Source organism: Acutalibacter sp. 1XD8-36, from assembly GCF_009917525.1.
GTDB lineage: Bacteria > Bacillota > Clostridia > Oscillospirales > Acutalibacteraceae > Acutalibacter.
Genome location: NZ_QZDU01000005.1, coordinates 175,074 through 198,528, shown reverse-complemented (window position 1 = coordinate 198,528; position 23,455 = coordinate 175,074). Strand labels below are relative to the sequence as shown.

At 56.4% G+C, this 23,455-nt stretch carries 21 protein-coding genes; 10 read left to right on the top strand and 11 right to left on the bottom strand.

Annotation, left to right across the window (positions count from 1 at the left end):
• Nucleotides 1-43: 43 nt before the first annotated feature.
• The 8 genes from D5270_RS10125 to acpP form a co-directional block, all read right to left on the bottom strand.
• The gene (locus D5270_RS10125; protein ID WP_166543994.1) at nucleotides 44-385 is read right to left on the bottom strand and encodes a sigma factor-like helix-turn-helix DNA-binding protein; all 342 of its coding nucleotides are present in this window, start codon (nucleotides 383-385) and stop codon (nucleotides 44-46) included.
• Nucleotides 386-397: 12 nt separating this feature from the next.
• Entirely contained in the window at nucleotides 398-1,993 is a 1,596-nt protein-coding gene (locus D5270_RS10120; protein ID WP_166543993.1) for a peptide ABC transporter substrate-binding protein, read from the bottom strand.
• A 95-nt stretch (nucleotides 1,994-2,088) separates the two neighbouring features.
• Nucleotides 2,089-2,940, bottom strand: coding sequence for a sugar phosphate isomerase/epimerase family protein (locus D5270_RS10115; RefSeq protein ID WP_166543992.1), 852 nt, complete (start codon nucleotides 2,938-2,940; stop codon nucleotides 2,089-2,091).
• Between the two features lie 22 nt (nucleotides 2,941-2,962).
• Nucleotides 2,963-4,081, bottom strand: coding sequence for a Gfo/Idh/MocA family protein (locus D5270_RS10110; RefSeq protein ID WP_166543991.1), 1,119 nt, complete (start codon nucleotides 4,079-4,081; stop codon nucleotides 2,963-2,965).
• Nucleotides 4,082-4,265: 184 nt separating this feature from the next.
• Nucleotides 4,266-5,705 (bottom strand): proline--tRNA ligase, encoded by a 1,440-nt coding sequence (gene proS, locus D5270_RS10105; RefSeq protein WP_166543990.1) that lies wholly within the window; start codon nucleotides 5,703-5,705, stop codon nucleotides 4,266-4,268.
• A 471-nt stretch (nucleotides 5,706-6,176) separates the two neighbouring features.
• Complete coding sequence (locus D5270_RS10100) at nucleotides 6,177-6,530, bottom strand: VOC family protein (protein ID WP_166543989.1); 354 nt, start codon at nucleotides 6,528-6,530, stop codon at nucleotides 6,177-6,179.
• Between the two features lie 13 nt (nucleotides 6,531-6,543).
• Entirely contained in the window at nucleotides 6,544-6,891 is a 348-nt protein-coding gene (locus D5270_RS10095) for a VOC family protein (RefSeq protein ID WP_166543988.1), read from the bottom strand.
• A 93-nt stretch (nucleotides 6,892-6,984) separates the two neighbouring features.
• Entirely contained in the window at nucleotides 6,985-7,218 is a 234-nt protein-coding gene (gene acpP / locus D5270_RS10090) for an acyl carrier protein (RefSeq protein WP_161474107.1), read from the bottom strand.
• A gap of 208 nt (nucleotides 7,219-7,426) precedes the next feature.
• Between acpP and D5270_RS10085 the strand changes: the two genes are divergently transcribed.
• From D5270_RS10085 to D5270_RS10040, 10 genes are all read left to right on the top strand, one after another.
• Nucleotides 7,427-8,308: a shikimate dehydrogenase family protein gene (locus D5270_RS10085; protein ID WP_166543987.1), complete on the top strand. Its 882-nt coding sequence runs from the start codon at nucleotides 7,427-7,429 to the stop codon at nucleotides 8,306-8,308.
• Nucleotides 8,305-8,838, top strand: coding sequence for a shikimate kinase (locus tag D5270_RS10080; protein ID WP_166543986.1), 534 nt, complete (start codon nucleotides 8,305-8,307; stop codon nucleotides 8,836-8,838). Before D5270_RS10085 ends, D5270_RS10080 begins: the two co-directional genes overlap by 4 nt.
• A gap of 275 nt (nucleotides 8,839-9,113) precedes the next feature.
• Nucleotides 9,114-10,127: a 3-deoxy-7-phosphoheptulonate synthase gene (gene aroF / locus D5270_RS10075; RefSeq protein ID WP_166543985.1), complete on the top strand. Its 1,014-nt coding sequence runs from the start codon at nucleotides 9,114-9,116 to the stop codon at nucleotides 10,125-10,127.
• Nucleotides 10,124-10,945 carry a prephenate dehydrogenase gene (locus D5270_RS10070; protein ID WP_166543984.1) on the top strand — a complete coding sequence of 274 codons (822 nt, stop codon included), beginning with the start codon at nucleotides 10,124-10,126 and terminating at the stop codon, nucleotides 10,943-10,945. The genes aroF and D5270_RS10070 overlap by 4 nt, the downstream gene beginning before the upstream one ends.
• Before the next feature lie 16 nt (nucleotides 10,946-10,961).
• On the top strand, nucleotides 10,962-12,008 hold the full coding sequence (gene aroB, locus D5270_RS10065) for a 3-dehydroquinate synthase (protein ID WP_166543983.1): 1,047 nt from the start codon (nucleotides 10,962-10,964) through the stop codon (nucleotides 12,006-12,008).
• Nucleotides 12,008-12,673: a response regulator transcription factor gene (locus tag D5270_RS10060; RefSeq protein ID WP_166543982.1), complete on the top strand. Its 666-nt coding sequence runs from the start codon at nucleotides 12,008-12,010 to the stop codon at nucleotides 12,671-12,673. The genes aroB and D5270_RS10060 overlap by 1 nt, the downstream gene beginning before the upstream one ends.
• A 118-nt stretch (nucleotides 12,674-12,791) precedes the next feature.
• Nucleotides 12,792-13,715 carry an ATP-binding cassette domain-containing protein gene (locus D5270_RS10055; protein WP_161474115.1) on the top strand — a complete coding sequence of 308 codons (924 nt, stop codon included), beginning with the start codon at nucleotides 12,792-12,794 and terminating at the stop codon, nucleotides 13,713-13,715.
• Nucleotides 13,712-14,632 (top strand): ABC transporter permease subunit, encoded by a 921-nt coding sequence (locus D5270_RS10050; RefSeq protein WP_166543981.1) that lies wholly within the window; start codon nucleotides 13,712-13,714, stop codon nucleotides 14,630-14,632. Before D5270_RS10055 ends, D5270_RS10050 begins: the two co-directional genes overlap by 4 nt.
• Nucleotides 14,629-15,390 (top strand): ABC transporter permease subunit, encoded by a 762-nt coding sequence (locus D5270_RS10045; protein ID WP_166543980.1) that lies wholly within the window; start codon nucleotides 14,629-14,631, stop codon nucleotides 15,388-15,390. The genes D5270_RS10050 and D5270_RS10045 overlap by 4 nt, the downstream gene beginning before the upstream one ends.
• Nucleotides 15,391-15,406: 16 nt before the next feature.
• The gene (locus tag D5270_RS10040; protein WP_166543979.1) at nucleotides 15,407-16,297 is read left to right on the top strand and encodes a sensor histidine kinase; all 891 of its coding nucleotides are present in this window, start codon (nucleotides 15,407-15,409) and stop codon (nucleotides 16,295-16,297) included.
• 73 nt (nucleotides 16,298-16,370) lie between these two features.
• On the opposite strand, the gene D5270_RS10035 is transcribed toward D5270_RS10040, so the two are convergent.
• From D5270_RS10035 to ilvD, 3 genes are all read right to left on the bottom strand, one after another.
• A complete protein-coding gene (locus D5270_RS10035; RefSeq protein WP_166543978.1) occupies nucleotides 16,371-20,420 on the bottom strand; it encodes an InlB B-repeat-containing protein in 4,050 nt (1,349 codons plus the stop codon).
• Nucleotides 20,421-20,554: 134 nt separating this feature from the next.
• A complete protein-coding gene (locus tag D5270_RS10030) occupies nucleotides 20,555-21,751 on the bottom strand; it encodes an ATP-binding protein (RefSeq protein WP_166543977.1) in 1,197 nt (398 codons plus the stop codon).
• Entirely contained in the window at nucleotides 21,751-23,406 is a 1,656-nt protein-coding gene (gene ilvD / locus D5270_RS10025) for a dihydroxy-acid dehydratase (protein ID WP_166543976.1), read from the bottom strand. Before ilvD ends, D5270_RS10030 begins: the two co-directional genes overlap by 1 nt.
• Between the last annotated feature and the right edge of the window lie 49 nt (nucleotides 23,407-23,455).

The window sequence follows — 23,455 nt, the reverse complement described above, 5'->3', positions numbered from 1 at the left end:
AAATACCCCTGCTTTTTACAGCGGGGGTACTTTTTATACATGTTCAGCCGTCCTCCTCCATGGCCCGCTTAAAGGCCAGGGCGTACATGAGCACCTGGCGGATTTTTGCCTTGCCTGTCTCAATATGCTTATACACCGTGGACTTGCCAATACCAAGGCGCAGGCCTATCTCCTTTAGGGTGAGCCTTTCTCCAAAGTACATGGCGAGGCATTCCATCTGGCGCTGGGTGAGTTCCTGGCCTATGGCGATCTTCATTGCCGCCATCATGAGCTTGTCATCAATAATGCGCATATTGGGGTCCTGCCCAAACTCCGTCAGGTCCATACTTTTTCCTATGGCTTTTTCCAGTGAGCCGTACCCGGGCGGCGTTTTCTTTACGGGCATGAAAATCCCTCCTCAGTCGGATTTCTTCGCCGCCGAAAAGTCTATGCGCAGGTCGGGGGAGGCGGATATACCCTGGCTGTTTGGGCTGGTTACATAGTATGTCTTGTCGGTGAAAAGGGGGTAGAAGATACCATTTTCCTGAAGGTACTCCTCCAGCTCCCGGTAGGCCGAGAGCCCGAAGCTCAAAGAGTGGAGCTGGCTGTCAAAGTCCGTGCTGTTCAGGAGCATGGGAGTGGAGCTGCTCTCAAAGGCCTTGAGCACCTGGTAGGGCGTGGTGCCTCCGGCACGCAGGGTGTAAAGGGCCGCCTGATAGTCCCCGCTGGCAATGCGGGCCTGGAACTCGCCGTCGTCCAGGGGCTCGATATTATAGGCAGTACCAAGCTTTTTGTTCCAGGACACCAAAAGGCCGTTTGCGATATTCACTGACTCCTCGTCGTTTGGACAGATAACCGTAATATTAGGCATACGCTCATTGTCCGTAAGGCTCAGAAACGAGGGCAGGGAGCTCTCTAAAACTCCGTCGTCCTGGAGAGTATAAATGCGGGCGCCGTCGCTGTAGTAGCTCCCGCCGTTCCAGTGGACACAGTTGGGCATGAGCCCCATGGCCTCCTCAGAGTTATTATCCATGCGCCGGTCCAAAAGGTCCTGGCGGTCGATAAGCTTTGTGAATATCTCCCTGGCCTGGGGGTACTTCAATATGCCAGCCTGGGAATTAAAGAGCAGCCCGGTCACGGCGTCGTCCATCACCTGCACCCCGCAGCCGCTGTCGGCGGCAAGCTCTGCGTCATTCTCCGGCAGAGTCGTAACGTCTATCTTCCCCGCTATAAGGGAGCCCACCGGGTCCTCTGTGAGAGAGTCCTCATAGTCGATAAGGTAGGTGAGCGTAGCAGGGGCAACCTTGTCCCGTGCCCGGTAGTTGTCCGAGGGGACCAGCACTATCTGGCGCTTGCCCGGGTCCGTGCTCCAGGAGTAGATACTCTGGAAGGTGAAGGGGCCGTTGGTGATAAGATACTCTGCTGAGAGGCCGTAGTGCCCGGAGCACTCCTCGAAATATTCACGGTTGCAGGGCATATAGTGCGCGCCGGCAGTGAGGGCGGGGAAGTCCGCATAGCTGCGCTCAAGGCTGACCACCAGGGTGTGCTCGTCCTGGGCCCATACCCCTAGATAGCTCTGGTCCGCGTCCCCGTTATACACAGCCCTGGCCCCCTGGATGACAAAGAGGTCGTCCACCGACGGGGTAGCCGTCTCCGGGAGCAGGGCCCTCTGGATGGCAAAGAGGAAGTCGTCGGCGGTGACCGGCCTGCCGTCGCTCCATTTTGCGTCCTTATACAGATGGAAGGTGAACTGTGTGTAGTCGGCATTTGCCTCCCACTTTTTGGCGGCGCCCGGGACCACCTCCCCCTGGTCGTCAATGCCGCATAGCCCCTGGAAGATGGAGCCTATCACAAGGTATGAGGACTGGCGGGCGGCGGTCTGAGGGTCCAGGGTGTCCACATTCTGGGGCAGTGCATAGACAAAATCCATGCCGTCCTTATAGCCGCCGGAGCAGCCGGTGAGAGTCCCCAGCACCAGCGTAAGGGACAGCAGCAGGGAAAGGCAGCGGTTCATATACGACCTCCTTGTCAGGAAAGGCCCTCCGCTTATAGTAAACGAATTTACCATTGCAGAGGGCCCTTCTATATTGGGAATGGGAATAGTAGAAATCAGACGTTAGCCTTCAGCCAGGCCACATCCTCCTTCAGGCAGTCCACGCGGGATTTGCCGTCATAGCTGGCCTCGCGCTCCACAACGTAGATAACTCCGTCGCGCTGAGCGTCCGCAGCTGCTTTGATGGCCTTCCAGTCAACAATGCCGCTGCCGGTGGGAACATTGAGCTTGTCCCTCTCCTGCATCATCTTGATGAACTCAGGGGGGAAGATGGGCTTGCCGTTCTCGTCCAGCTCAAACTTGGGCCATTCAGGGGGATTCTTCCTGGAGTTAGCCTTATCCGGGCCGATAACCGCGCCGTTCTCCTTAATATGGATGGCGGCGATACGCCCGGCGTGGGCCTTGATGTATTCTACCGGGTCAATGCCGGCGGCAGAGGCCCAGCCACAGTCTATCTCAAAGGCTACGGTCTCAGGGTCGGTGTTCTCAATGACCCAGTCCATCAGGTACTTGTCCTGGTCATTATTGAACTCCTGGGTGTGGTTGTGATAGCCGATGGTAATGCCGTACTTCTTGGCCTCGGCTCCCCACTTATTGAGCTCCTGGGCAACCTCCTTGGCCTCCTCTGCGTCGCAGAAAGAGGTCATGGGGCAGGCCACGAACTTCACGCCGAGCTCCGCAAGGTAGGGCAGGTGCTCGCCCATCATCTCGAAGGGCACATGGGCGGAGACAGCCTTGACGCCAGCCTCAGCAAGAGCCTTCTTAATGTCCTCGGCGGGTACGTCCTTATAGTCCTGGGCAAACTCCACTCCGGCGTAACCCATCTCACCGGCGCACTTGATTTTCTCAACGGCGCTGAGATTGCAGTCATGGCCGAAGGAGTAGAGCTGTAAATTGATGTTTTCCATTAGTATTTACCCCGCGCCCGGCTTAGAACTTGATGGCCTGTCCGGTCTTGGAGGACTGGTAGATGGCGTCGAGAATCTTGGTGACGATGAAGGCCTGGTCAGCGGTGACAAACAGCTCGCCCTCGCCGCGCAGGGCCTTGACCCAGATGTCATGCTCCTTGGAGATGGGGGCGGGGCCGGTGCTGAAGCCGGGGATATAGCCCATAATCTTATCGCCGACCCAGGAGATGGTCTGCTCGTTGGCAACGATATGATTCAGGCGTACACGGCCCTCCATGGTGTCAAGACCGCCCTTGGTGCCGCAGAGCAGGGTGTGAGCAGCATTGTCGCAGCCAGCCTTCTCAGCCATATTCATGGCCCAGGAAGCGCGAAGGTTGATAACAGCGCCGTTCTTCATCTTAATCTGGCCTACAGCGGAGTCCTCAACGTCATAGGTCTCGTTGTTCCAGTGGTCGGGCTCGCCGCGCCAGTTGTTCTGGCCCTGTACATCGGGAGTGAGCAGGCGGCCCAGCTTCTCGAAGGAGGTACCGACAACGTAGTCGACGTCATAGTTGTTCATCAGGAACAGGGTGTTGTCCAGTGCATGGGTGCCGATGTCAATCAGGGGTCCGCCGCCCTGCTTGGACTTGTCGGTGAACACGCCCCAGGTGGGAACACCGCGGCGGCGCAGATAGGTGGCCTCGGCGTAGTAGATGTCGCCCAGCCAGCCGTCAGCTACGACCTTGCGGGCCACAGCGTTCTCATGGAAGTGGCGGTACTGGTAACCGATGGTCAGCATCTTGCCGGTACGGTCACGGGCGTCCAGCATCTTCTGGGCATCCTCGGGAGTGGCAGCCATGGGCTTCTCGCAGAGGACATGCTTGCCGGCCTCAAGAGCGGCAACGGTAATCTCGCAGTGGGCGATGTTGGGGGTCAGCACGTGCACGGCGTCGATGGTGGGGTCAGCCAGCAGCTCGTGGTAGTCGGTGTAGACCTTGGCGTCGGGGGTGCCGTACTCCTTGGCAGCCTTCTCGGCGCGCTCAGGGATAAGGTCGCAGAATGCGCACAAATCAACATACTCAGTCTGCTGGGACATGCCGGGCAGGTGCTTCTGGTTGGCGATACCGCCGCAGCCGATAAAGCCTATCTTTAATTTAGCCATGGGAATCATCCTCCTATTATTATATGCGCGGACCGGTTTGAGCCCTGCATATTGGTTACACCCCTATTTTAATACATAAGGGAAAAAAAGGCAAGAGTTATTTGTAGGTTTTAATAAAAATATTTTGTCCGGGGGGCGGACTTATAGTTATGGTAAACGTCGAGCTGGCTCAAAGGGCAATATTTTAGTATTGCCTGCCCCAATAAAGCATATGCTTTGCGGGCTTCCCGCAGCAGGCGCACACGTCGGAGATATGCTCCTCCTCAAAGGGTATGCACCGGCTCTTAACGCCGCCTGTCTCCTCCTTGAGCTTATCCTCGCAGGCGCTGTCCCCGCACCACATGGCCTTGATAAAGCCGGGCTTATTCTTGGCGATATCAAGAAACTCCTCGTGGTTATGGGCCACAAAGGTCTTGGAGTCAAAATTCTCCTGGGCCTTATAGAGCATACTGTCGTGGATGATGTCAAGGGAAGCCGCAACCTTCTCCTCCAGGGTATCTAAGTTGCGGGTAAACTTCTCCCCGGTGTCCCGGCGCACAAACATGCATTGGCCGTTTTCAATGTCCCTGGGGCCTATCTCTATGCGCAGGGGCACCCCCTGCATCTCATACTGGGCAAACTTCCAACCGGGGGAGTTGTCGGAGTCATCCAGCTTAACCCGGAATTTCTCACTGAGCCTGTCGCAAAGCTCCCGGGCCTTCTCCAGCACCCCGGGCTTATGCTGGGCGATGGGCACTATCACCACCTGTATGGGCGCTATCCTGGGGGGCAGCACCAGGCCGTTATCGTCCCCGTGGACCATTATTACCGCGCCCACTAAGCGGGTGCTCATGCCCCAGGAGGTCTGGAAGGGGGCGTGGAGCTGGTTGTCCCTGCCGGTGAAGGTTATGCCGAAGGCCTTGGAGAAGCCGTCCCCGAAGTAGTGGGTGGTGCCGCCCTGCAATGCCACACCGTTGTGCATCATGGGCTCCAGTGTATAGGTGGCCTCGGCGCCGGCGAATTTCTCCTTCTCGGTCTTCCTGCCAACTACAGGGGGAATAGCCAGGGCGTCCCTATATACCTCCTCATAGACCCGGAGCATCTTCAGCGTGAACTCCTCTGCTTCCTCGGCGGTCTCGTGCATGGTGTGGCCCTCCTGCCACAGAAATTCCATGCCACGCAGGAAGGGCCGGGTGGTCTTCTCCCAGCGCACCACCGAGCACCACTGGTTGTAGAGCTTAGGCAAATCCCTATAGGAATGTATCTTCTTCTGGTAGTGCTCGCAGAACAGCACCTCGCTGGTGGGCCGGATATAGAGCTTCTCAGAGAGCGCCTCGCCGCCGCCCTGGGTGACTACAGCGCACTCGGGGGCGAAGCCGTCGATATGGTCCTTTTCCTTCTGGAGCAGGCTCTCGGGTATGAGCATGGGCATACTGACGTTTTGCACCCCCAGCTTCTTGAAGCGGGTATCCATCTCCCGCTGTATATTCTCCCATATGGCGTAGCCATATGGTTCATAGACGATGCAGCCCTTGACGCTGGAGTAGTCCGCCAGCTCCGCCTTTTTCACCACGTCGGTATACCACTTGGCAAAGTCCACTTCCATGGAGGTGATGTCCTCCACCATCTTCTTTTGTTGTGCCATTATTTAACCGTCCTCTCTTTTTCGCTTTGGGACTATTATAGCGGGTCGGCGGGGGATTTGCAAGGGATTTTTGTTGACAAGCCGCGAAAGGGACAGTAAAATAGAAGAAGCCCCGGTAATCGGGGCTTACACAAGGATACTGTCTGCGTGAATATGCAATAAAGGCGGTTAGCCACTTCACCCGAAAGGGGGTGATTCATTTCCCGGGGTTTACACGAAGGGAGGTGGCGCGTGTATGGGACGGAAAATATTGCGCATTGCAATATGTGTACTGATTGCTTTAGCGGTAATCATGTACCTAGCCCCAAAAGCGTGTTAGCCGTCCGGATGGCACCCGAAACGGCTAACTGTTTAAAAAACTCTTAGTCAACAAGGCTAACCGCCGGTAGTCGCATGAAAGCGCAGGCAGTATCCTTTTCTGTTATTATTATACCCCGCATATGCCGGATTGTCAAGCGTTACAAGTACATTTCACACCTGCTTCGAGAACCCCAGCTCATTCCCGTCGGGGTCGGCGATGGTGAACTTCCTGGTCCCCCAGGGTGTGTCCCAGATGGACTCCACCACCGTGGCATTGCCCTTCAGACTCTCCCACAGGCCGTCTACGTCCTCCACCTCGAAGTTGGTGCGGCCGCCGTGGTATATCCCGCTGTGCTCCGCCTGACCGATGGAGAAAGTGGCCCCGGTGCCTTTAAAATCATAGTAAGTGGGCTCGTCCTTCGGGGTGAAGCTGTCCACCTCAAAGCCCAGCACCTGGGTGTACCACTCCACCGAGCGCTTTATATCGCTGACCCCCAGTTTGACGTGCCCCAGCTTCATCTGCATAAATTTACCTCCATCACAGTATCATCACGATATTGCCGTCCGGGTCCTTGAAGGTCAGCTCCTTGCCGCCCCATTCGGCGGTCCTGGGCGGGTCGATATCAAAGCCCTTTGCCCTTATCTCCTCGTAAGTCCGCTGTACGTCGTCGCAGTTGAGGACGATGGTGACGAACCCGGCTGTGGATTTTCCCCACCTGTTTTCGTCCCAGCAACAGACATAGCCGCCCTTATCCGGGGAACCGATGTTCCATCCGTCATAGCAGCCGTCCTCTACGGATACGGGCGCGCCAATAGCCGTGTAGAAGTCCGCCAGGGCCTTTGGGTCCTTGGAGCTGATATTCACACACTGAAAATTCTTTATCATTCTATATGCTCCTTTATATCTCATGCGGCATACGCCATAATAAAATAGCCCGGACAGACCGTCCAGGCATTTTTGGGTAACGTCAAAGTAAGGTCAATCCTGAGAGTGGCTCTCGATGTACTCTACCAGGGCGCCGACGGTCTTGATGTTCTCGACCTCTTCGTCGGGAATCTCAACCTCGAAGTCGTCCTCGATGGTCATCAGCAGGTCCACCACGTCCAGGGAGTCCGCGCCCAGGTCGTCCTCCAACAGGGTGTCCGCGGTGATTTCCTTCTCCTCTACGCTGAACTGCTCACTGAGTATGGCCTTAATCTTTTCCAGTACCATTTTACTGCCTCCTATAATTTTTATCTTTGGCGTCCCAATAAAGGGGCTTTCCCCGCTCCCGGGGTAGACAGACCGGCAAAGGGTATGATATAATCACATTCGGGCCGGCAGTCTTTCGTCCCTATAATTGTATAAATTGAGACGTGCTTTGTCAACTATGAATTTGAAAAAATTTCGACTGAAAGCATAAAAAAAGGAGAGATATCCCTTGAAACCCCAAAAAGCGGCGGTGATTGGGCACCCAATCGGCCATACAATGTCCCCGTTTATTCAGAAACGCCTATTTGAATTATCAAATATCCCAATGGAATATCAGGTCATAGACGTGCCGGATATAGAGCAGGCCCTGCCCGCGCTCCGTAAGCTAGACTGCTTTAACATCACCATTCCCCATAAGAGCGGCATTATACCATATCTTGAGGATATGGACGAGAGCGCAAGGCTCTGCGGCTCAGTGAACACGGTGAAGGTGACGGACGGCAGGCTCTACGGCTCCACCACCGACGGGCCCGGGGCGGCGGTATCCCTTTCCATACACGGCCTGGACTTCCGCAGGAGGGTGCTTATCCTTGGCAACGGCGGCGCGGCCCGGGCGATAGCTTTTCAGGCGGCGATACAGCAGCGTGACTTTGATATCACCATAGTCCACCGGGACGGCTCATACGACAGGGCCAGTGCCCTGGCCCAGGAGCTTGCAGGCTTCGCCCGGACTCGGGGGGACAGGAAGTTCCTCATAACCGTCATGAGCTACCGGGAGCTGGAGGCTGAGCCTGATAAGAACTACGGACTGCTGGTGAATACCACCAGCGTGGGCATGTACCCAAACCCCGATGCCTGCCCGGTGAGCGGCAAGGTGGTGGAGCGCTGTGAGGCGGTGTTTGACGCGGTGTTCAATCCTGGGGAGACAAGGCTCCTGAAGCTGGCGGGTGAGCTTCACAGGAAGACTGTGCCGGGCATGGGTATGCTGGTCTGCCAGGCGGCATACTCCCACAAGATATGGTACGATACTGAGTTTAGGAACGAGGATATACTACAGCTCATTGCCGACGCCCAGACTGAGCTGGCTGTGAGATTCGGAGGGGGAGCATGAGGGGGAATATTATCCTCTGCGGCTTCATGGGCTGCGGCAAGAGCAGCGTGGGCCGCAGGGCGGCAGAGCTCATGGGTCGGGAGCTATGTGACCTTGACAGCTATATAGAGGAGAAGGCCGGTATGTCCGTCAGCGAGATTTTCGCAGAGTACGGCGAGGAGGGCTTTAGGGAGCGGGAGCGGCAGGCCGTCCAGGAGGTCGCCGGCACACCGGGGCTGATAATCGCCAGCGGCGGGGGGACGGTGCTCAGCGATGCTAATGTGCAGGCTTTTCACAGCAGGAACGGGCTGATAGTCTTTCTGGACGCTCCCCTGGCAGCGCTGCAGGAGCGCCTAAAAAACGATAAGCGCAGGCCCCTCCTGCAGGTGCCTGACCGCAGAAGGGTGATAAGGGAGCTTTTTGAGAAGCGCATACCACTCTATTGGGCGGCGGCGGACGTGATAATCGACGCCGGCGCGCCTCCGCTGACCGTTGCCAGGCGGGTTGCCAAATTAGAAAAAAATCTTGACAACCCAAGAGATATGGGTTAAAATATCAAAAGACCAAGATATAGGAGCAAGCCGGATGATTACATCTTACGCAAAACGATTTTACTATTTTATCAGCCTGCGATTTACCGCGCGGGCTTTTTCCGCGTGGAGAGTTACATACGGCTGCGCTGCCTCTTAACGCCGCTCTGTGCAAGCGGCGGGGAGGATAGGTTTTACGCGGGAATACCCGCAGGCTGCGGAGCCGGGCAGACTCCTACCGAGGAGCTGCGGCTCCTTTTTCTTTTGCAAAATTTACATGAAGGGAAGTAAAAATCATGATTATCGTACTGAAAGCAGACCAGCCCCAGGCAAAGGTGGACAGCTTCATAGAGAAGCTAACCGACTCCTATGACGTGCAGGTAAACACCTGGGTGGGCGCCCACAGCACCGTGCTGGGCCTTATCGGCGACACCACCGCTGTGGACGAGGAGTATATAGCCGCGCAGGATGTTGTGGAAAATGTGCGCCGGGTCCAGGAGCCCTATAAAAAGGCCAACCGCAAGTTCCACCCTGAGGACACCGTTATAACCCTCCCCGGCGGGCAGAAAATAGGCGGCGGCTCACTGGCCCTAATCGCCGGGCCCTGCTCTGTGGAGAGCGAGGAGCAGATTTGCGGGGTTGCCGAAAGCGTGAAGAAATCGGGGGCGGCTTTCCTACGGGGAGGCGCCTTTAAGCCCCGCACCTCGCCATACGCATTCCAGGGCATGAAGGCCGAGGGCCTGGAGCTTTTGTCAAAGGCCAAGGCGAAGACCGGGCTGCCCATTGTAACGGAGATAATGAGCATTGACCATCTGCCCCTGTTTGAGGATGTAGATGTCATACAGGTGGGGGCGAGGAATATGCAGAACTTCGAGCTGCTAAAGCGCCTGGGGAAACTGAGCAAGCCTATCCTGCTAAAGCGCGGCCTTGCAAACACCATTGAGGAGCTTTTAATGAGCGCAGAATATATAATGGCCGAGGGCAACGAGCAGGTGATACTCTGTGAGCGGGGTATCCGCACCTATGAGACCATGACCCGCAACACCCTGGACATCTCGGCGGTGCCGGTGCTCAAGCGGCTATCCCACCTGCCGGTAATAGTGGACCCCAGCCACGCCAGCGGGATAAGCTGGCTAATAGAGCCTTTAGCCATTGCGTCGGCTGCCGTGGGCGCGGACGGCCTCATTATAGAGGTGCATAACGACCCAAGCCACGCCCTATGCGACGGGGCCCAGTCCATCACCCCCGCACAGTTTGACAGCCTGGTAAAGAAGGTCAACACGGTCTTCGGCACGGTGCACAGCCTATGAAGATAGTTATAGTCGGCCTGGGGCTTATCGGCGGCTCCATAGCGAAGGCCCTGAAGCAAAACACCTCCCACCAGGTGCTGGGTATGGATACGGACCAGGACTCCCTTTTAGACGCCTGCTCCTGCGGGGCTATAGACGGCAAGGCCTCTTTAGAGGACCTGAAAAGCGCGGACATGGTATACCTCTGCGTATACCCCGGCGGGGCCCTGGACTTTGCCAGGGAGCACGGCCCGAAGCTAAAGGAGGGCTGTGTGCTGACGGACACCTGCGGCGTTAAAACTGCGGTCTGTGCGGGGATGGAGGAGCTGGCGGGCGGGTACGTCTTCGTGGGGGGCCACCCCATGGCGGGTAAGGAGCGCAGCGGCTTTTCGGCCAGCGACCCCAGTATCTTTGTGGGGGCCTCGTACATCATAGTGCCGGGAAAGGCCCCACAGTGGGCGGTGGACCTGGTGGAGCAGCAGGCACTCTCTATGGGCTTCGGCAGGATAGTCCGCACGGACCCAAAGCGCCACGACCAGCTTATAGCTTTTACCTCCCAGGTGCCTCACGCACTGGCCTGCGCCTATGTGACGAGCCCCAGGTGCAAGGACCATCAGGGGTTCTCGGCAGGAAGCTATAGGGACGTCTCCAGGGTTGCCAACATAAACCACGTGCTCTGGAGCAGGCTGTTCCTGGACAATAAGAAGGCTCTGACGGTAGAGCTGGACGAGCTTATCGGCAACCTCAAGGCCATAAGGGACGCGGTGGATAAGGGTGAGGAGGCAGAGCTCCGGGAGCTTTTGAGAAAGGCCGGGGACATCAAGCGGCAGGCAGGCTGAGAGAGGAGATAGCAAAATGAAAATAGAAGTAAGGACAGATAAGCCCTACACCGTCACAGTGGAGAGGGGGGCGTTGAGCAGGGCCGGGGAGCTACTGCGCCCGCTAAAGAAGCCCGGGACCCGGGTAATGCTCATAAGCGACAGCAATGTTGCGCCGCTCTATGGGCATAAGCTTCGGGCCTCACTTGAGGGCGCGGGATTCCCGGTGAGCGAGTTTATATTCCCGGCGGGGGAGGAGTATAAGCTGATGAGCACGGTCTGCGATATGTATAGGGCTCTCAGCGAGGGAGGCTTTACCCGCACGGATTTAGTGGTAACCCTTGGGGGCGGGGTCACCGGCGATATGGGCGGCTTTGCGGCGGCAACATTCCTAAGGGGCATGGACTTCGCCCAGGTGCCAACTACAGTGGTCTCACAGGCTGACGCCAGCGTGGGCGGAAAGACCGGAGTAGACCTGCCCTTCGGCAAGAACCTTGTGGGGGCGTTCCACCAGCCCATAGCTGTTATAACCGACCCCGACGCCCTCAGCACCCTCCCGGGCCATTACTTTAACGACGGCCTGGGGGAGGTGATAAAGCACGGCGCCATCGCCGACAGGGAGCTCTTTGAGAGGCTGGAGCAGGGCGCGGCCCTAAAGGATTTGGAGCAGGTCATAGGCCGCTCTGTCTCAATTAAGCGGGACTTTGTGGAGGCCGATACAAAGGACACCGGGCGGCGCATGATACTGAACTTCGGGCACACCTGCGGGCACGCCCTGGAGAAGCTCAACGGCTTCAAGGGTCTCTCCCACGGCGAGGCGGTGGGCATAGGAATGGTGCTGGCCTGCAGGGCGGGCGAGAGGCTGGGGGTCACTGAGCCAGGGACCGGGGAGCGTATTGCAGGCGTGCTGGAAAGGTATGGTATGCCCGCTGAGCCGGGATTCGGCATGGCTGAGATAGTGGAGGCCACGGCCCTTGACAAGAAGAGCGACGGCGATACCCTGCGCTTTATCCTCATCCCAAGGATAGGGGAGAGCGTGATACGCCCCATGTCAAGGAGAGAGCTGCTGGAGGCTCTGGCATAATGGACAGGATACTTGTGGTGGACGACGACCTGCACATCGGCAACCTTCTGGAGGAGATACTGACCCAGGCGGGGTATGGGGTAGTGCGGGCATACTCGGGCACAGAGGCGCTGCTGCTCTCTGAGGAAGCACAGCCGGATTTGGTGCTCCTGGATTTGATGCTGCCGGGGCTGTCCGGCGAGGAGCTGCTGCCCAGGCTGGATGGGGTGCCGGTTATAGTGCTCAGCGCCAAGGCAGGTGTGGACAGCAAGGTTGACATGCTCCTGGGAGGCGCCGCCGACTATGTGACCAAGCCCTTTGACACAAAGGAGCTGCTGGCCCGGATAGCCGTGCAGCTGCGGGACGGGGCAAGGCGGGAGCATGACCGGCTGGCCTATGGGAAGCTCGGCCTGCACACGAATATGCACTGTGCTTTCTACGATGGGGAGGAGATAAGGCTCACCCCCACGGAGTACGCGATACTCAGGCAGTTAATGCGCAACCCAAGCCAGGTGGTGACAAAGAGTCAGCTGCTGGAGCGTATCTCCCTTGACACGCCGGACTGTACCGAGAGCTCACTGAAAACCCATGTGAGCAACCTGAGGAAGAAGCTGAGGACCGTGACCGGGCGGGAGTATATAGAATCCGTCTGGGGAATCGGCTTCAAGCTGGCGGGCAAGGAATAAATCTTAACCAAATCTTAACCCTTTTCTTAACCGCTTTCTTAACCTTTTCGGTGTATGCTGTAGTCAACGCAGTTCAAGTGCGCTTACTATATACCCATCACCAAAAGGAGGTAAACCTATGGAATATGTACTTCAGACCAGCGCCCTGGGCAAGACATACCGAAGCTTCAAGGCTCTGGACAATTTCAACATCTCGGTGCCAAAGGGCTCAATCTACGGTATCGTAGGCAAAAACGGCGCGGGCAAGACCACGCTCTTACGGCTCATCTGCGGCCTTCAAATGCCCACCTACGGCACCTACTCACTCTACGGCATAAACGACGGCAGCCCGGACATAGTAAAGGCCCGGCGCAGGATGGGCGCGGTGGTGGAGACCCCCTCCATCTACCTGGACATGACCGCCACGGATAACCTTCGGCAGCAGTGCCGGGTGCTTGGCCTTCCGGACTTCTCCTGTGTGCCGGAGCTCCTGGAGCTGGTCGGCCTCTCGGATACGGGCAGGAAAAAGGCCAAGAACTTCTCCCTCGGTATGCGCCAGCGCCTCGGCATAGCCGTGGCCCTCTGTGGGGAGCCGGACTTTTTAGTCCTGGACGAGCCGGTAAACGGCCTGGACCCTCAGGGGATAGTGGAGATTCGCGAGCTCATATTAAAGCTAAACCGGGAGCGGGACATCACCGTGCTGATTTCCAGCCATATACTTGAGGAAATGCACAAGCTTGCCACCCACTATGGATTTATAGACGGCGGCTGCATGATACGGGAGATAAGTGCCGAGGAGCTGGAGGCCACCTGCCGCAAATGTATACGGGCCGACGTGTCCGACACCCAGGCCACGGCCCTGGTGCTGGACGAAATGCAGCTTGAGTATAAGATTCTCGACAATAAGCAGGTGGACATCTACGACGCGGTGAATATGAGCAAGCTGATTTCCGCGCTCAGCGAAAAGGGCTGTGAGGTCTTCTCCGTGCAGAACCATGACGAGAGCCTTGAGAGCTACTTTTTGAGCCTTGTGGGTACCGGGAAGGGGGGCGAGCGCAGATGATGAAGCTGTTATCCGCTAACTTTTATTCAATGCTGCACACCAAGCGCCTTTGGCTGGGGGCCGCGTTCATGGCGGGACTTGCGGGGATAGAGATATATGCAAAGCGGCGGTACATGAGCCAGGGCTTCGCTGACGCTGCCCTTGACGAATGTATACTTTCCTTCGCGCCCATGCTCTTTATACTTCTGCCGATAGTATGCGGGCTGTTTATCAACACCGACTACCATGACGGCACCATCAGGAACAAGATAACCGTGGGCCGCAGCCGCGGCTCGGTGTATATTGCAAACCTGCTGATAGTCTGGCTGGTGGAGATTTTTTACACTGTGGTCCATGTTGTGGTAGTGCTTGTAGGCGGCATTGGCATTAAGTTCGACGATCTCTCGGATGTGGTTTTCCGCAGCGGGCTTCTGCTGCTCACCATAGCGGCGCTGGCGGCAGTAGCTGCCTTTATTGCCACCATAGTAACCGGGCGCTATGCACTGGTGCTCTGTGCGCTGCTTGCCATCGGGCTGATGTTCGGTTCACAGATGATGAACGATATGCTGGCAAATCCTGATATGACGGCCGACTACGAGCAGGTGCTGATGGTAACCGACGAGGACGGCAATATGCAGTATGAATTCTATGACCACGAGGGAAACAAGTATACCGACCCCGACGACCTGCCTATGGTACCAAACCCAGGCTATGTCAGGGAGCCCCTTCGCAGTATAATGCGAAAGTATAACGACGTATCCCCCGGCGGACAGCTCTGGGAGATAATACGCGGGGGCCACGTGGAGTGGGACAAGGAGAAGCAGGAGAGAGTAGAGCTCGCCACCCCGGTCTGGCAGCTTGCACTCTACTCGGTTGTGGTGACGGCAGGCTTCACGGTTCTGGGGCTGCTGCTCTTCAAGCGAAAGGACCTGAAATGAGGCGGCTCATATCCGCAGACTTATCAAGGCTCTGGCAGTGGGGGCCCTTCCGGCTGGGAGGGGCCTTCATGGCTGTGTATGGGATTTGTAACTCCCTGGCCCACTTCTATTTTGGTGAGGAGGGGCTTGAAGGCCTGGCCCTTGACTTTATCATCATGTTGGCATATGTTCAGGCCATAATAGCCGTGGGCTTTATACATGAGGACCACAGCAGCGGCGGGCTGAAAAACAAGCTCGCTGTGGGCCATAGCCGTGGCACGGTGTACATGAGCCACCTGCTGGTGCAGTATCTTGCGGGGCTGATATATGCCGGGCTGTACATTCTGCCGGCACTGCTTCTGGGGCAGCTGCTCCTTGGAGGGACCGCTTTGCAGGCGGCGGGGCTACTGGCAAGGTTAGGCTGTTATACCGCCGTGCTCCTCTCCTTTACAGCCATCTATACACTTATAAGCCTGCTGATTTCCGGGAACTGGATAAGGGTGGGCAGCTTTGTGGGGGTATTCCTGCTGCTGAGGCTCTGTACCCGCCTTGACTATGGGCTTGCCATTCCTGAAACTGCCCCGGCCTATGTAAGGGAGCCCATTCGGAGGCTCTATGGGCTAATACTGGACGTGACCCCGGCGGGGGAGGCCATACAGCTCATGGGCACGGGCTTTAGGCAGCCGGAGCTGTGGGTGCTGTGGGTGAGCGCCCTGGGGGTGGCGTTTTTGGCTGTGATATGCGGTTTGGCCGGGTTTCTGAGGAAGGATATTAAGTGAACAGGAGGGGATGAGAATGGGACCGTTTCTATGGCTGCTCCTGGCGGCGCTGGTGACGGCGGTTGCCGGCCTCTCAATAAAGCTCCACCTTATACGCCGTGCTGCGGGAGAGATAGCCAGGGGCTTTCAGGAGAAGCTTCGTGGGGACACCAACACGCTTATAGATATCTCCAGCCGGGATAAGGCCATGCGTGAGCTGGCCTCCGAAATAAACGCCGAGCTAAGGCGCCTGCGGCGGGAGCGGCTGAGATACCAGCAGGGAGACCTGGAGCTGAAGGCGGCGGTGACAAATATCTCCCACGACCTGAGGACGCCCCTGACGGCTATCTGCGGCTATCTTGAGCTGCTGCAGGGGGAGGAGCTTACAGAGAAGGCCGAGGAGTATACAGGCATAATAAAGGGCCGGACGGAGCTGCTGCGAACGCTTACAGAGGAGCTTTTTAGATACTGTGTGGTGCTCTCAGACCCGGGCGGACTCAGCGTGGAGCCGGTGGACCTGGGGGCGGCGCTGGAGACAAGCCTTGCGTCCTTCTATGCAGTATTCACCGAAAAGGGAATCACGCCGGAGATAATTATGCCTGAGGAGAGGGTAATGCGCAGACTGGACAAGGCGGCGCTCTCCAGGGTGTTCTCAAACCTTTTGAGCAACGCCGCCAAATACAGCGACGGGGACCTGCGGGTGGAGCTGACGGTTGAAGGAAGGCTGAGCTTTGCCAATACCTGCCGGGCGCTGAGCGGGGTAGAGGTGGAGAAGCTATTCGACCGTTTCTACACGGTAGAGGCCGCCCGCAAGTCCACTGGCCTGGGACTGTCCATAGCCCGGGCCCTGGCTGAGCGCATGGGCGGGGAGTTGATTGCGGAATATATCGACGGCTCCCTGGTAATGACAGCGGTATTCCTGAATTGATATTGGGGCCAAGAGGCGCTGTCCAAAAAAAAGAGAGGGCTTTCCAAAAGGAAAGCCCATTTTATATTTACTTTCAGTTAAGATAATTCTTCAAAACCTGAGCAACATCCGCCCGCGTAGCATTCCCCTTAGGGGCCAGATACCCGCCGGGCCTGCCGGAGATAATACCCTTCTCAGTGGCCCAGAGCATGGCGTCCCAGGCAAACCCGCTGACCTTAGACGCGTCGTTAAATCTCAGCACCGTGCTCCTGGGCTTGGGGCTCCCGGCATGGCGCCAGAGCACCGATACCAGCTGTTCGCGTGTAATAGAATCGTTGGGCCCAAACCTTCCGTTGCTGTACCCAGCTAAGATACCCCTACGGGTAGCCCACTCGATGGGCTGATAATACCAGTCGGACACCGCTACGTCAGGATAGGTCTTTGACAGCGGCCCATTGCCGGACACCGGCTCCCGGCCCCCCGCGCTCCACAGGGAGGTGGCGACCTCTGCGCGGGTAGCCTTGGCGTTGGGCTTAAAGCTATTGTTGCTGCCGCCCATTATCACGTTGTCCATGCAGAAATGCACCGCGTCATGGTACCAGGCGTTGGAGTTCAAGTCCCTGTAGCCGGAAAGGGGACAGTTAGTGCCGTGGTCGCAGCTGGAGTATGAGGGGGCATCAATGCGCCCGAAGACCGCGTGTATTTTATGGTCCTCCTCAATCCTTCTGAAGGTGTACTCTACAGTGTAGTTATAGCTCACGCCGTCAACCTGCAGGTCCTTGAGCTCGTAACCGGCGTTGGGCCGGGCGATAAAGGTGACGTCTGTGCCGCGCTCCGCCGTGACCGTGTTGGTCTTGCCGTCGTCAGTGGCTAAGGAGCCGCCTGAGGTGCAGGTGACAGTGATGGTAATGGGCTTGTCGGTCCAGGTTGCATACAGCGCCAGATTGCGCACCACAGTGTACTGTGAGCCTGCGGGCTGGGTGGGGGCGTCAGGGGAGCCTATTGCCCAGCCGCCGAAGCGCATACCGTCAGGCGCGGTGAAGGTGCACTCGGGCAGGGTGTATGGCTGGTCCATCTCCGCGGCAACCTTATCCATAGTCCCGCTGCCGTCGCCGGGCTCAAACACCACGGTATAGCCCCAGTGGGCAAAGAGCGTCAGCTCCTCTACATCGTCAGAGGGCACGGATACGATGGTAGTCTTCTCAACCTTCTCGCCGCCGGTTTCCTTGGTGTACCAGCCCATGAACTCGTGCCCGGCCCAGGAGAGGTACGTGGGCAGGCTCTTATAGGTATCGCCGACACTGCAGGTTATGGTCCTGCCGGCTTCACCGGGAGCGCCGTTATAGTCCAGATATACGGTTATCTTCTTTGACTCCCAGCGGGCATAGAGGGTCTCGGGAATGGAGCTGGGCGCGGGCACAGTATCGCTGGGCTTTACCTGCTTGCCGCCGGTCTTTGGGGTAGTCCACCATCCCTTGAATATGCTGCCGGGCCAGGTGGGAGTGGGCAGCTTCGCGTAGGTGCCGCCCTCATAAACATTGATGTATGCAGGTGTGTTTTCAGGCAGCTTGCCGCCGCCTACATCCAGACTCACCCGCTTGGCCTCTTTCCACTTAGCGTATAGGGTGATATCCGCCTGTATTTTCAGCTTCGTGTCGGCAGGCTTCGTGAACGCCTTATCCTCGAACCATCCCTCAAAGGCATACCCGGTACGGTCCGGCTCAGGGCTGGGCAGCACCTTCGAGAGCTCGGTATCATAGTCCACAGTATGGACAGTAGTATTGGAGTCATAGCCCAGGTCAAGGGTGACCTTAAACTGGTCGGCCTTCCAGTGTGCGAAGATGGTGCAGCTCTCAGTGACCCTGGTGCTGGATGTGAGCATAGTGCCTCCCTCCTTCTCGGTATACCAGCCGATGAAGGTGTGGCCGGCAGGCGGGTCGGGGATGTAGTCGGTATTAGTCACAAAATCCCCATAGGTGTCGCCGTACTGATAAGGATGTGACCGGATTTTCTGGTCATCCCTAAATTTACCGCCGTTATCGTCGAGAGTAACTACATATTCGCTGGTGGTCCAGTGGGCGTAAAGTTCTGTGATATCACCCTTTGCAGTATCAGAGGCACTTACCTGTTTGCCTGTATTGTCTGCCGCAGTAAACCACCCTAGCAGCGTCTTTCCGGTGTTGGTAGGAGTGGGGAGCTTATTGCCATACGGAGTATCAGTAATAAAATTGACAGTTTCATTTGGTCTGCTCGCGGATGAGCTGGTGCCGGTGTTATAGTAGAACTTGATACCATACTCCCAGCGGGCATTAAGATTAACGCCATCCTTCTTATCATTAAGCATATCCGGCGTAAGTGGGGTCTGGCTGTTTACCATGGCCCCGCTCTCAGTGTACCAGTTGTAGAAAGTGAATTTGGTGTCGTTGTATTCATAGCCGAGGACTTGAGATTTTAATGGCAAGCCAGCTAGGGGGGAGTCGATGGCTATGTTAGGAATTACTTTTTTGGGATTGTTAGTGTCATTATAATCGGATTCTATATCATCAGGAAGCGCATAATTCAAGTTGACCGTATACGTTCTGGGCTTCCAACGAGCGTAAAGGGTGTGAGTGTCAACCTCATCAACAACACTATCCGTCTTAACAGGCTTTTCACCAGTGACAGGCTCCTTAGTTTTATACCAATTTTCTAGCTCGTAGCCGATTTTGGTTACTTCATCCTTACCAGGCAAATTGCCATACTGTTCATTATACGTAACCTCAATTTTATCATCTGTATCTTTGGCAAACTCTCCTCCGTTAGGGTCGAGGGTTACAGTATAAGTCTTGGGCTCCCATTTGGCATAAAGATTATCCGGCGTAGGACTTACCAGGGTGACAATCTGGCTGTTATCAATTATGCTTGTATCCGCACACCCAATGTCTGAACACCAGCCACCAAATGTATATCCATCTCTTTTGGGTTCCTTAATATCAGCATATGTTGTACCGCAATCTACAGTAAGTTCCTCAAATTTATCGCTTGATGTGTATTCACCGTTTGTGCCACCAGGAACCGTAAATACTTTGAAAGTCTTTGTCCTTCTAGTCCATTGCGCATAAAGCTGGACATTCAGGTCGGTAGAAGTAACGACCTCTCCACCGTTGATTTTAGTTGAACCAGTCGCAGAAGTAAACCATCCTTTAAAATCATGGTAGGTTAGTGAAGGGGTGGGTAATGGGGAAGGATAGTTGTAAATGATTTTTCCGTTCTCCTCTTTCTGGCTTAAAACCTTCTCTTTGTCGGCATCGGCCAATGTGCCTTCGCCAGGCTCGAATATGACCTTGCGCTCTGCCGGTTTCCACTGGGCGTATAGTGTAGTGTTCGCAGAAACTGTGCTGGTCTCTGCTATTTTATTGCCACCAGTCTGAGCGTCAAACCAACCGGTAAACTCATACATTGTCCGAGATGGTGTAGGCAGGGTGCCGTATTCATCTCCCTGCGCATAAGTTTTTGTCGTGGGGGACCCGTTTCCGCCGTTGGGGTCGAAAGTGACAGTAAACTGTTCTTTCCAATCAGCAGTAAGAGTGAGCGGAGTTTCATTTTCTACAGCTTTATCTGTATCGAACGAAGCAGTTCCATTTTTCCATCCAGCAAAAATATAGCCGGCTCGGGTGGGCCTATATTTGGACTGCGATAATATAGTGCTGTATTTTGTCCCAACGGGTATGTCAACGGTAGTAGTGGTCTTGCCACCGTCTATTGTACCGTTATTAGCAGTCAGGGTCACCGTCTGAGTTTTCTTAACCCATTTTGCATATATGGTATGGTCTGAGGTTTTACGCAGTGCATCATTTTCAACAATCCTATTACCTGAGCCGCTTTGATTTTCATACCACCCATCAAATTTAACGGTAGTGTCATCGTGGGTTAAATCTTTGGCAACAGGTAAACCTGTGTACTTACCACTGGGGCCTGTGAATGATATATTAATGAATCTAAATTGGTTAGAATCAGACGCTCCAGGCGTTGTGTTGAACCTTCCACCATTTGAATCAAGTGTAAGAACAAGAGTGGTAGGTGGGTCTGCCGCCCTCCCCGGCACCGCCACAGTCCCGACTATCAGCACCAAGCTCAGCAGCAGGCTAATCAACTTTTTGCTCATATATGTACCCTCCATTTTCCATAAGTAAATAATTAAAACCATTATATTCCGTAGCTGGAAAAAAGTCAAGGCCTATGGGCGCAAAAAGGGCGGCTGGCCCCGCCTGGAGCCGCCGCCAATTTCTGGAAATTCTGTTATTTCTCCGGCTGGGCGGAGATTAGGCTGTCTACATACTGCCTTGCGGCCCGGGCGCTGCGGGAGCTGCGCTGCAGGGCGAAGCGCTCGGCTCCCGCGCAGAGCTCGTCGTCGGGAAGCTGGAGGCCGTCCCGCTTTGCCAGCTCCCGGACGATGTTCAGGTAGGTCTCCTTGGTGGGGCGCTGGAAGGTGACCCGCAGGCCGAAGCGCTCGGAGAGGGAGGCGGCCTCCTGCATGGCGTCCTGGCGGTGGATATCCTCGCCCTCCCGGTCGGCGGCAGTCTCCTTCACCAGGTGCCTGCGGTTGCTGGTGGCGTATATTACCACGTTGCGGGCCTTGGCCGAGACAGAGCCCTCAAGCATTGCCTTTAAGGCGCTGAAGTTGTCGTCGTTTTTCTGGAAGCTGAGGTCGTCTATAAAGAGTATGAACTTCAGGGGGTTCATATTCAGCTCGTCAAGTATGCCGGGGATTTCGTGAAGCTGCTCCTTGCGTATCTCCAGGACCCGAAGTCCCTCTCGCCAGAGCTCGTTTACCACAGCCTTCACAGTGGAGGATTTACCGGTCCCCGCGTCCCCGGTGAGCAGGATATTTGCCGCGGGCCTGCCCTTTAGCAGCGCATGGGTATTGTCAAGGATAAGCTGCTTCTCTCGCTGATAGTCTATCAGCTCGCTGAGCTTTATGGGGTCCGGCGTGCGCACCGGCACCACCTTGCCGTGGTCCCAGTGGAACATCCTGTGCCTTGCATACACCCCGTAGCCGAACTTCTCAATGTCCCTTGCTCTCTGGGCGTACTCGTTTGTAAGGTTCAGCTTTTTTCCCTCAAACCTGGCAAGGTCCATGCTGCAGCCTGCCTCCTCCAGAAGCTTCGAGGAGTCCAGCCCCGCCACACAGCTCAGGGCGTCCAGGTCCAGGGCCGTGCTGTCTAGGAGCACTTTATCTGGCAGAGTCCCCGCGCCCATCAGCCTGATATACACATTGTCGCTGTCAAAGACCCTGTCCTTTATATACTCGGAAATGCTCACATACCCGGCCCTGTACAGCCTGGACACAAACTCCGAATAGGCCGGGACAAATCTGGCGCTGCCCAGCCGTTCCAGGCACCGCACCAGCGCCCCTATCACCGGGTCGTCCAGCATATCCCTGAAAACCGTCATGGACCGCAGCCTTAGGGCCAGCTTTGATAATTTCTTCGCCATCAGTTAAGCACCGCACCTTTCGCGCCGCTGGACACCAGGGCGGCATATCTCTTGAGGTAGCCCGACAGGGGCTTTACCTTGGGCACAAACTCACTCATGCGCCTATTGTACTCCTCACCGTCTATCTTCAGCTCCAGCTTATTCCCGGGGATATCGATTGAGATAATGTCCCCCTCCTGCACTATTCCTATAGGCCCGCCGCTTGCCGCCTCAGGAGACACGTGGCCTATGCAGGCGCCCCTTGTTGCCCCTGAGAAGCGCCCGTCTGTAATAAGGGCCACGGAGCTGCCGAGCCCCATACCCATGATAGCGGAGGTGGGGTTTAGCATTTCGCGCATTCCCGGCCCGCCCTTGGGCCCCTCGTAGCGGATTACCACCACATCCCCGGGGTTAATCTTCCCGGCGTTTATAGCTGCCTGGGCGTCCTCCTCGCACTCAAACACCCTGGCCGGGCCCTCATGACGGAGCATTTCCGGCAGCACCGCAGAGCGCTTCACCACAGAGCCCTCCGGGGCCAGGTTCCCTTTGAGCACGGCAATGCCGCCGGTTTCGCTGTAGGGGTTCTCAATGGGCCTTATGACCTCAGGGTCAAGATTCGGCGTATTGGCGATATTCTCGCCTACGGTCTTCCCGGTGACGGTCATGCAGCCGGTATTCAGCAGCCCCTTCCTGTTCAGCTCGTGCATTATGGCATACACGCCCCCGGCCTCGTCCAGGTCCTCCACATAGGTGCGCCCGGCTGGGGCCAGATGGCAGAGGTTGGGGGTCTTTTCGCTTATGGAGTTGGCAATGTCCAAATCTATCTCTATGCCGCACTCGTGGGCGATAGCCGGCAGGTGCAGCATGGAGTTTGTGGAGCAGCCCAGGGCCATGTCCACTGTGAGGGCATTCTCAAAGGCCTCCCCGGTCATGATGTCCCTAGGGCGTATATCCCGTTTTATCATGTCCATCACAGCCATGCCCGCGTGCTTTGCAAGCTCTATCCTGGCGGAGTACACGGCGGGGATGGTGCCGTTGCCCCTCAGCCCCATGCCAAGCACCTCGGTAAGGCAGTTCATGGAGTTGGCGGTGTACATCCCCGAGCAGGACCCGCAGCTGGGGCAGGTCTTCAGCTCGTACTCCTTTAGCTTCTCCTCGGTAATTTTCCCCGCGTTGAACTCGCCCACAGCCTCGCTGATAGACGAGAAGCTGGTCTTGCAGCCGTCCACATGTCCGGCAAGCATTGGCCCGCCACTGACGAACACCGTGGGCAGGTTGAGCCTTGCCGCTGCCATCAAGAGCCCCGGCACGTTCTTGTCACAGTTGGGCACCATCACAAGGGCGTCAAAGCCGTGGGCCAGGGCCATGGCCTCGGTGGAGTCCGCAATCAGGTCCCTTGTGACCAGCGAATACTTCATACCCACATGGCCCATGGCGATACCGTCGCAGACCGCGATAGCCGGGAACACAATAGGTGTGCCGCCAGCCATCGCAACGCCCAGCTTTACGGCGTCCACTATCTTGTCGATGTTCATATGCCCGGGGACTATTTCATTATAGGAGCTGACAATGCCCACCAGCGGGCGGGCTATCTCCTCCTCGGTGAGCCCAAGCGCGTGGTAGAGCGCCCGGTGGGGGGCGTTCTGAGGGGTCAGCTTTATGTTGTCGCTTACCATTTGCGTTCTCTCCTTAAATAAAAATTATACTTTTTATACTTTGTTTCAA

Excerpts from the sequence above, each read along its gene's own strand:
- D5270_RS10080 (WP_166543986.1), top strand. The coding sequence starts at position 8,305 with ATGAGGGGGAATATTATCCTCTGCGGCTTCATGGGCTGCGGCAAGAGC.
- D5270_RS10035 (WP_166543978.1), bottom strand. The coding sequence starts at position 20,420 with ATGAGCAAAAAGTTGATTAGCCTGCTGCTGAGCTTGGTGCTGATAGTC.
- D5270_RS10115 (WP_166543992.1), bottom strand. The coding sequence starts at position 2,940 with ATGGAAAACATCAATTTACAGCTCTACTCCTTCGGCCATGACTGCAAT.
- ilvD (WP_166543976.1), bottom strand. The coding sequence starts at position 23,406 with ATGGTAAGCGACAACATAAAGCTGACCCCTCAGAACGCCCCCCACCGG.
- aroF (WP_166543985.1), top strand. The coding sequence starts at position 9,114 with ATGATTATCGTACTGAAAGCAGACCAGCCCCAGGCAAAGGTGGACAGC.
- acpP (WP_161474107.1), bottom strand. The coding sequence starts at position 7,218 with ATGGTACTGGAAAAGATTAAGGCCATACTCAGTGAGCAGTTCAGCGTA.
- D5270_RS10070 (WP_166543984.1), top strand. The coding sequence starts at position 10,124 with ATGAAGATAGTTATAGTCGGCCTGGGGCTTATCGGCGGCTCCATAGCG.
- D5270_RS10030 (WP_166543977.1), bottom strand. The coding sequence starts at position 21,751 with ATGGCGAAGAAATTATCAAAGCTGGCCCTAAGGCTGCGGTCCATGACG.
- D5270_RS10110 (WP_166543991.1), bottom strand. The coding sequence starts at position 4,081 with ATGGCTAAATTAAAGATAGGCTTTATCGGCTGCGGCGGTATCGCCAAC.
- D5270_RS10100 (WP_166543989.1), bottom strand. The coding sequence starts at position 6,530 with ATGCAGATGAAGCTGGGGCACGTCAAACTGGGGGTCAGCGATATAAAG.
- D5270_RS10120 (WP_166543993.1), bottom strand. The coding sequence starts at position 1,993 with ATGAACCGCTGCCTTTCCCTGCTGCTGTCCCTTACGCTGGTGCTGGGG.
- proS (WP_166543990.1), bottom strand. The coding sequence starts at position 5,705 with ATGGCACAACAAAAGAAGATGGTGGAGGACATCACCTCCATGGAAGTG.
- D5270_RS10040 (WP_166543979.1), top strand. The coding sequence starts at position 15,407 with ATGGGACCGTTTCTATGGCTGCTCCTGGCGGCGCTGGTGACGGCGGTT.
- D5270_RS10045 (WP_166543980.1), top strand. The coding sequence starts at position 14,629 with ATGAGGCGGCTCATATCCGCAGACTTATCAAGGCTCTGGCAGTGGGGG.
- D5270_RS10125 (WP_166543994.1), bottom strand. The coding sequence starts at position 385 with ATGCCCGTAAAGAAAACGCCGCCCGGGTACGGCTCACTGGAAAAAGCC.
- aroB (WP_166543983.1), top strand. The coding sequence starts at position 10,962 with ATGAAAATAGAAGTAAGGACAGATAAGCCCTACACCGTCACAGTGGAG.
- D5270_RS10060 (WP_166543982.1), top strand. The coding sequence starts at position 12,008 with ATGGACAGGATACTTGTGGTGGACGACGACCTGCACATCGGCAACCTT.
- D5270_RS10055 (WP_161474115.1), top strand. The coding sequence starts at position 12,792 with ATGGAATATGTACTTCAGACCAGCGCCCTGGGCAAGACATACCGAAGC.
- D5270_RS10095 (WP_166543988.1), bottom strand. The coding sequence starts at position 6,891 with ATGATAAAGAATTTTCAGTGTGTGAATATCAGCTCCAAGGACCCAAAG.
- D5270_RS10050 (WP_166543981.1), top strand. The coding sequence starts at position 13,712 with ATGATGAAGCTGTTATCCGCTAACTTTTATTCAATGCTGCACACCAAG.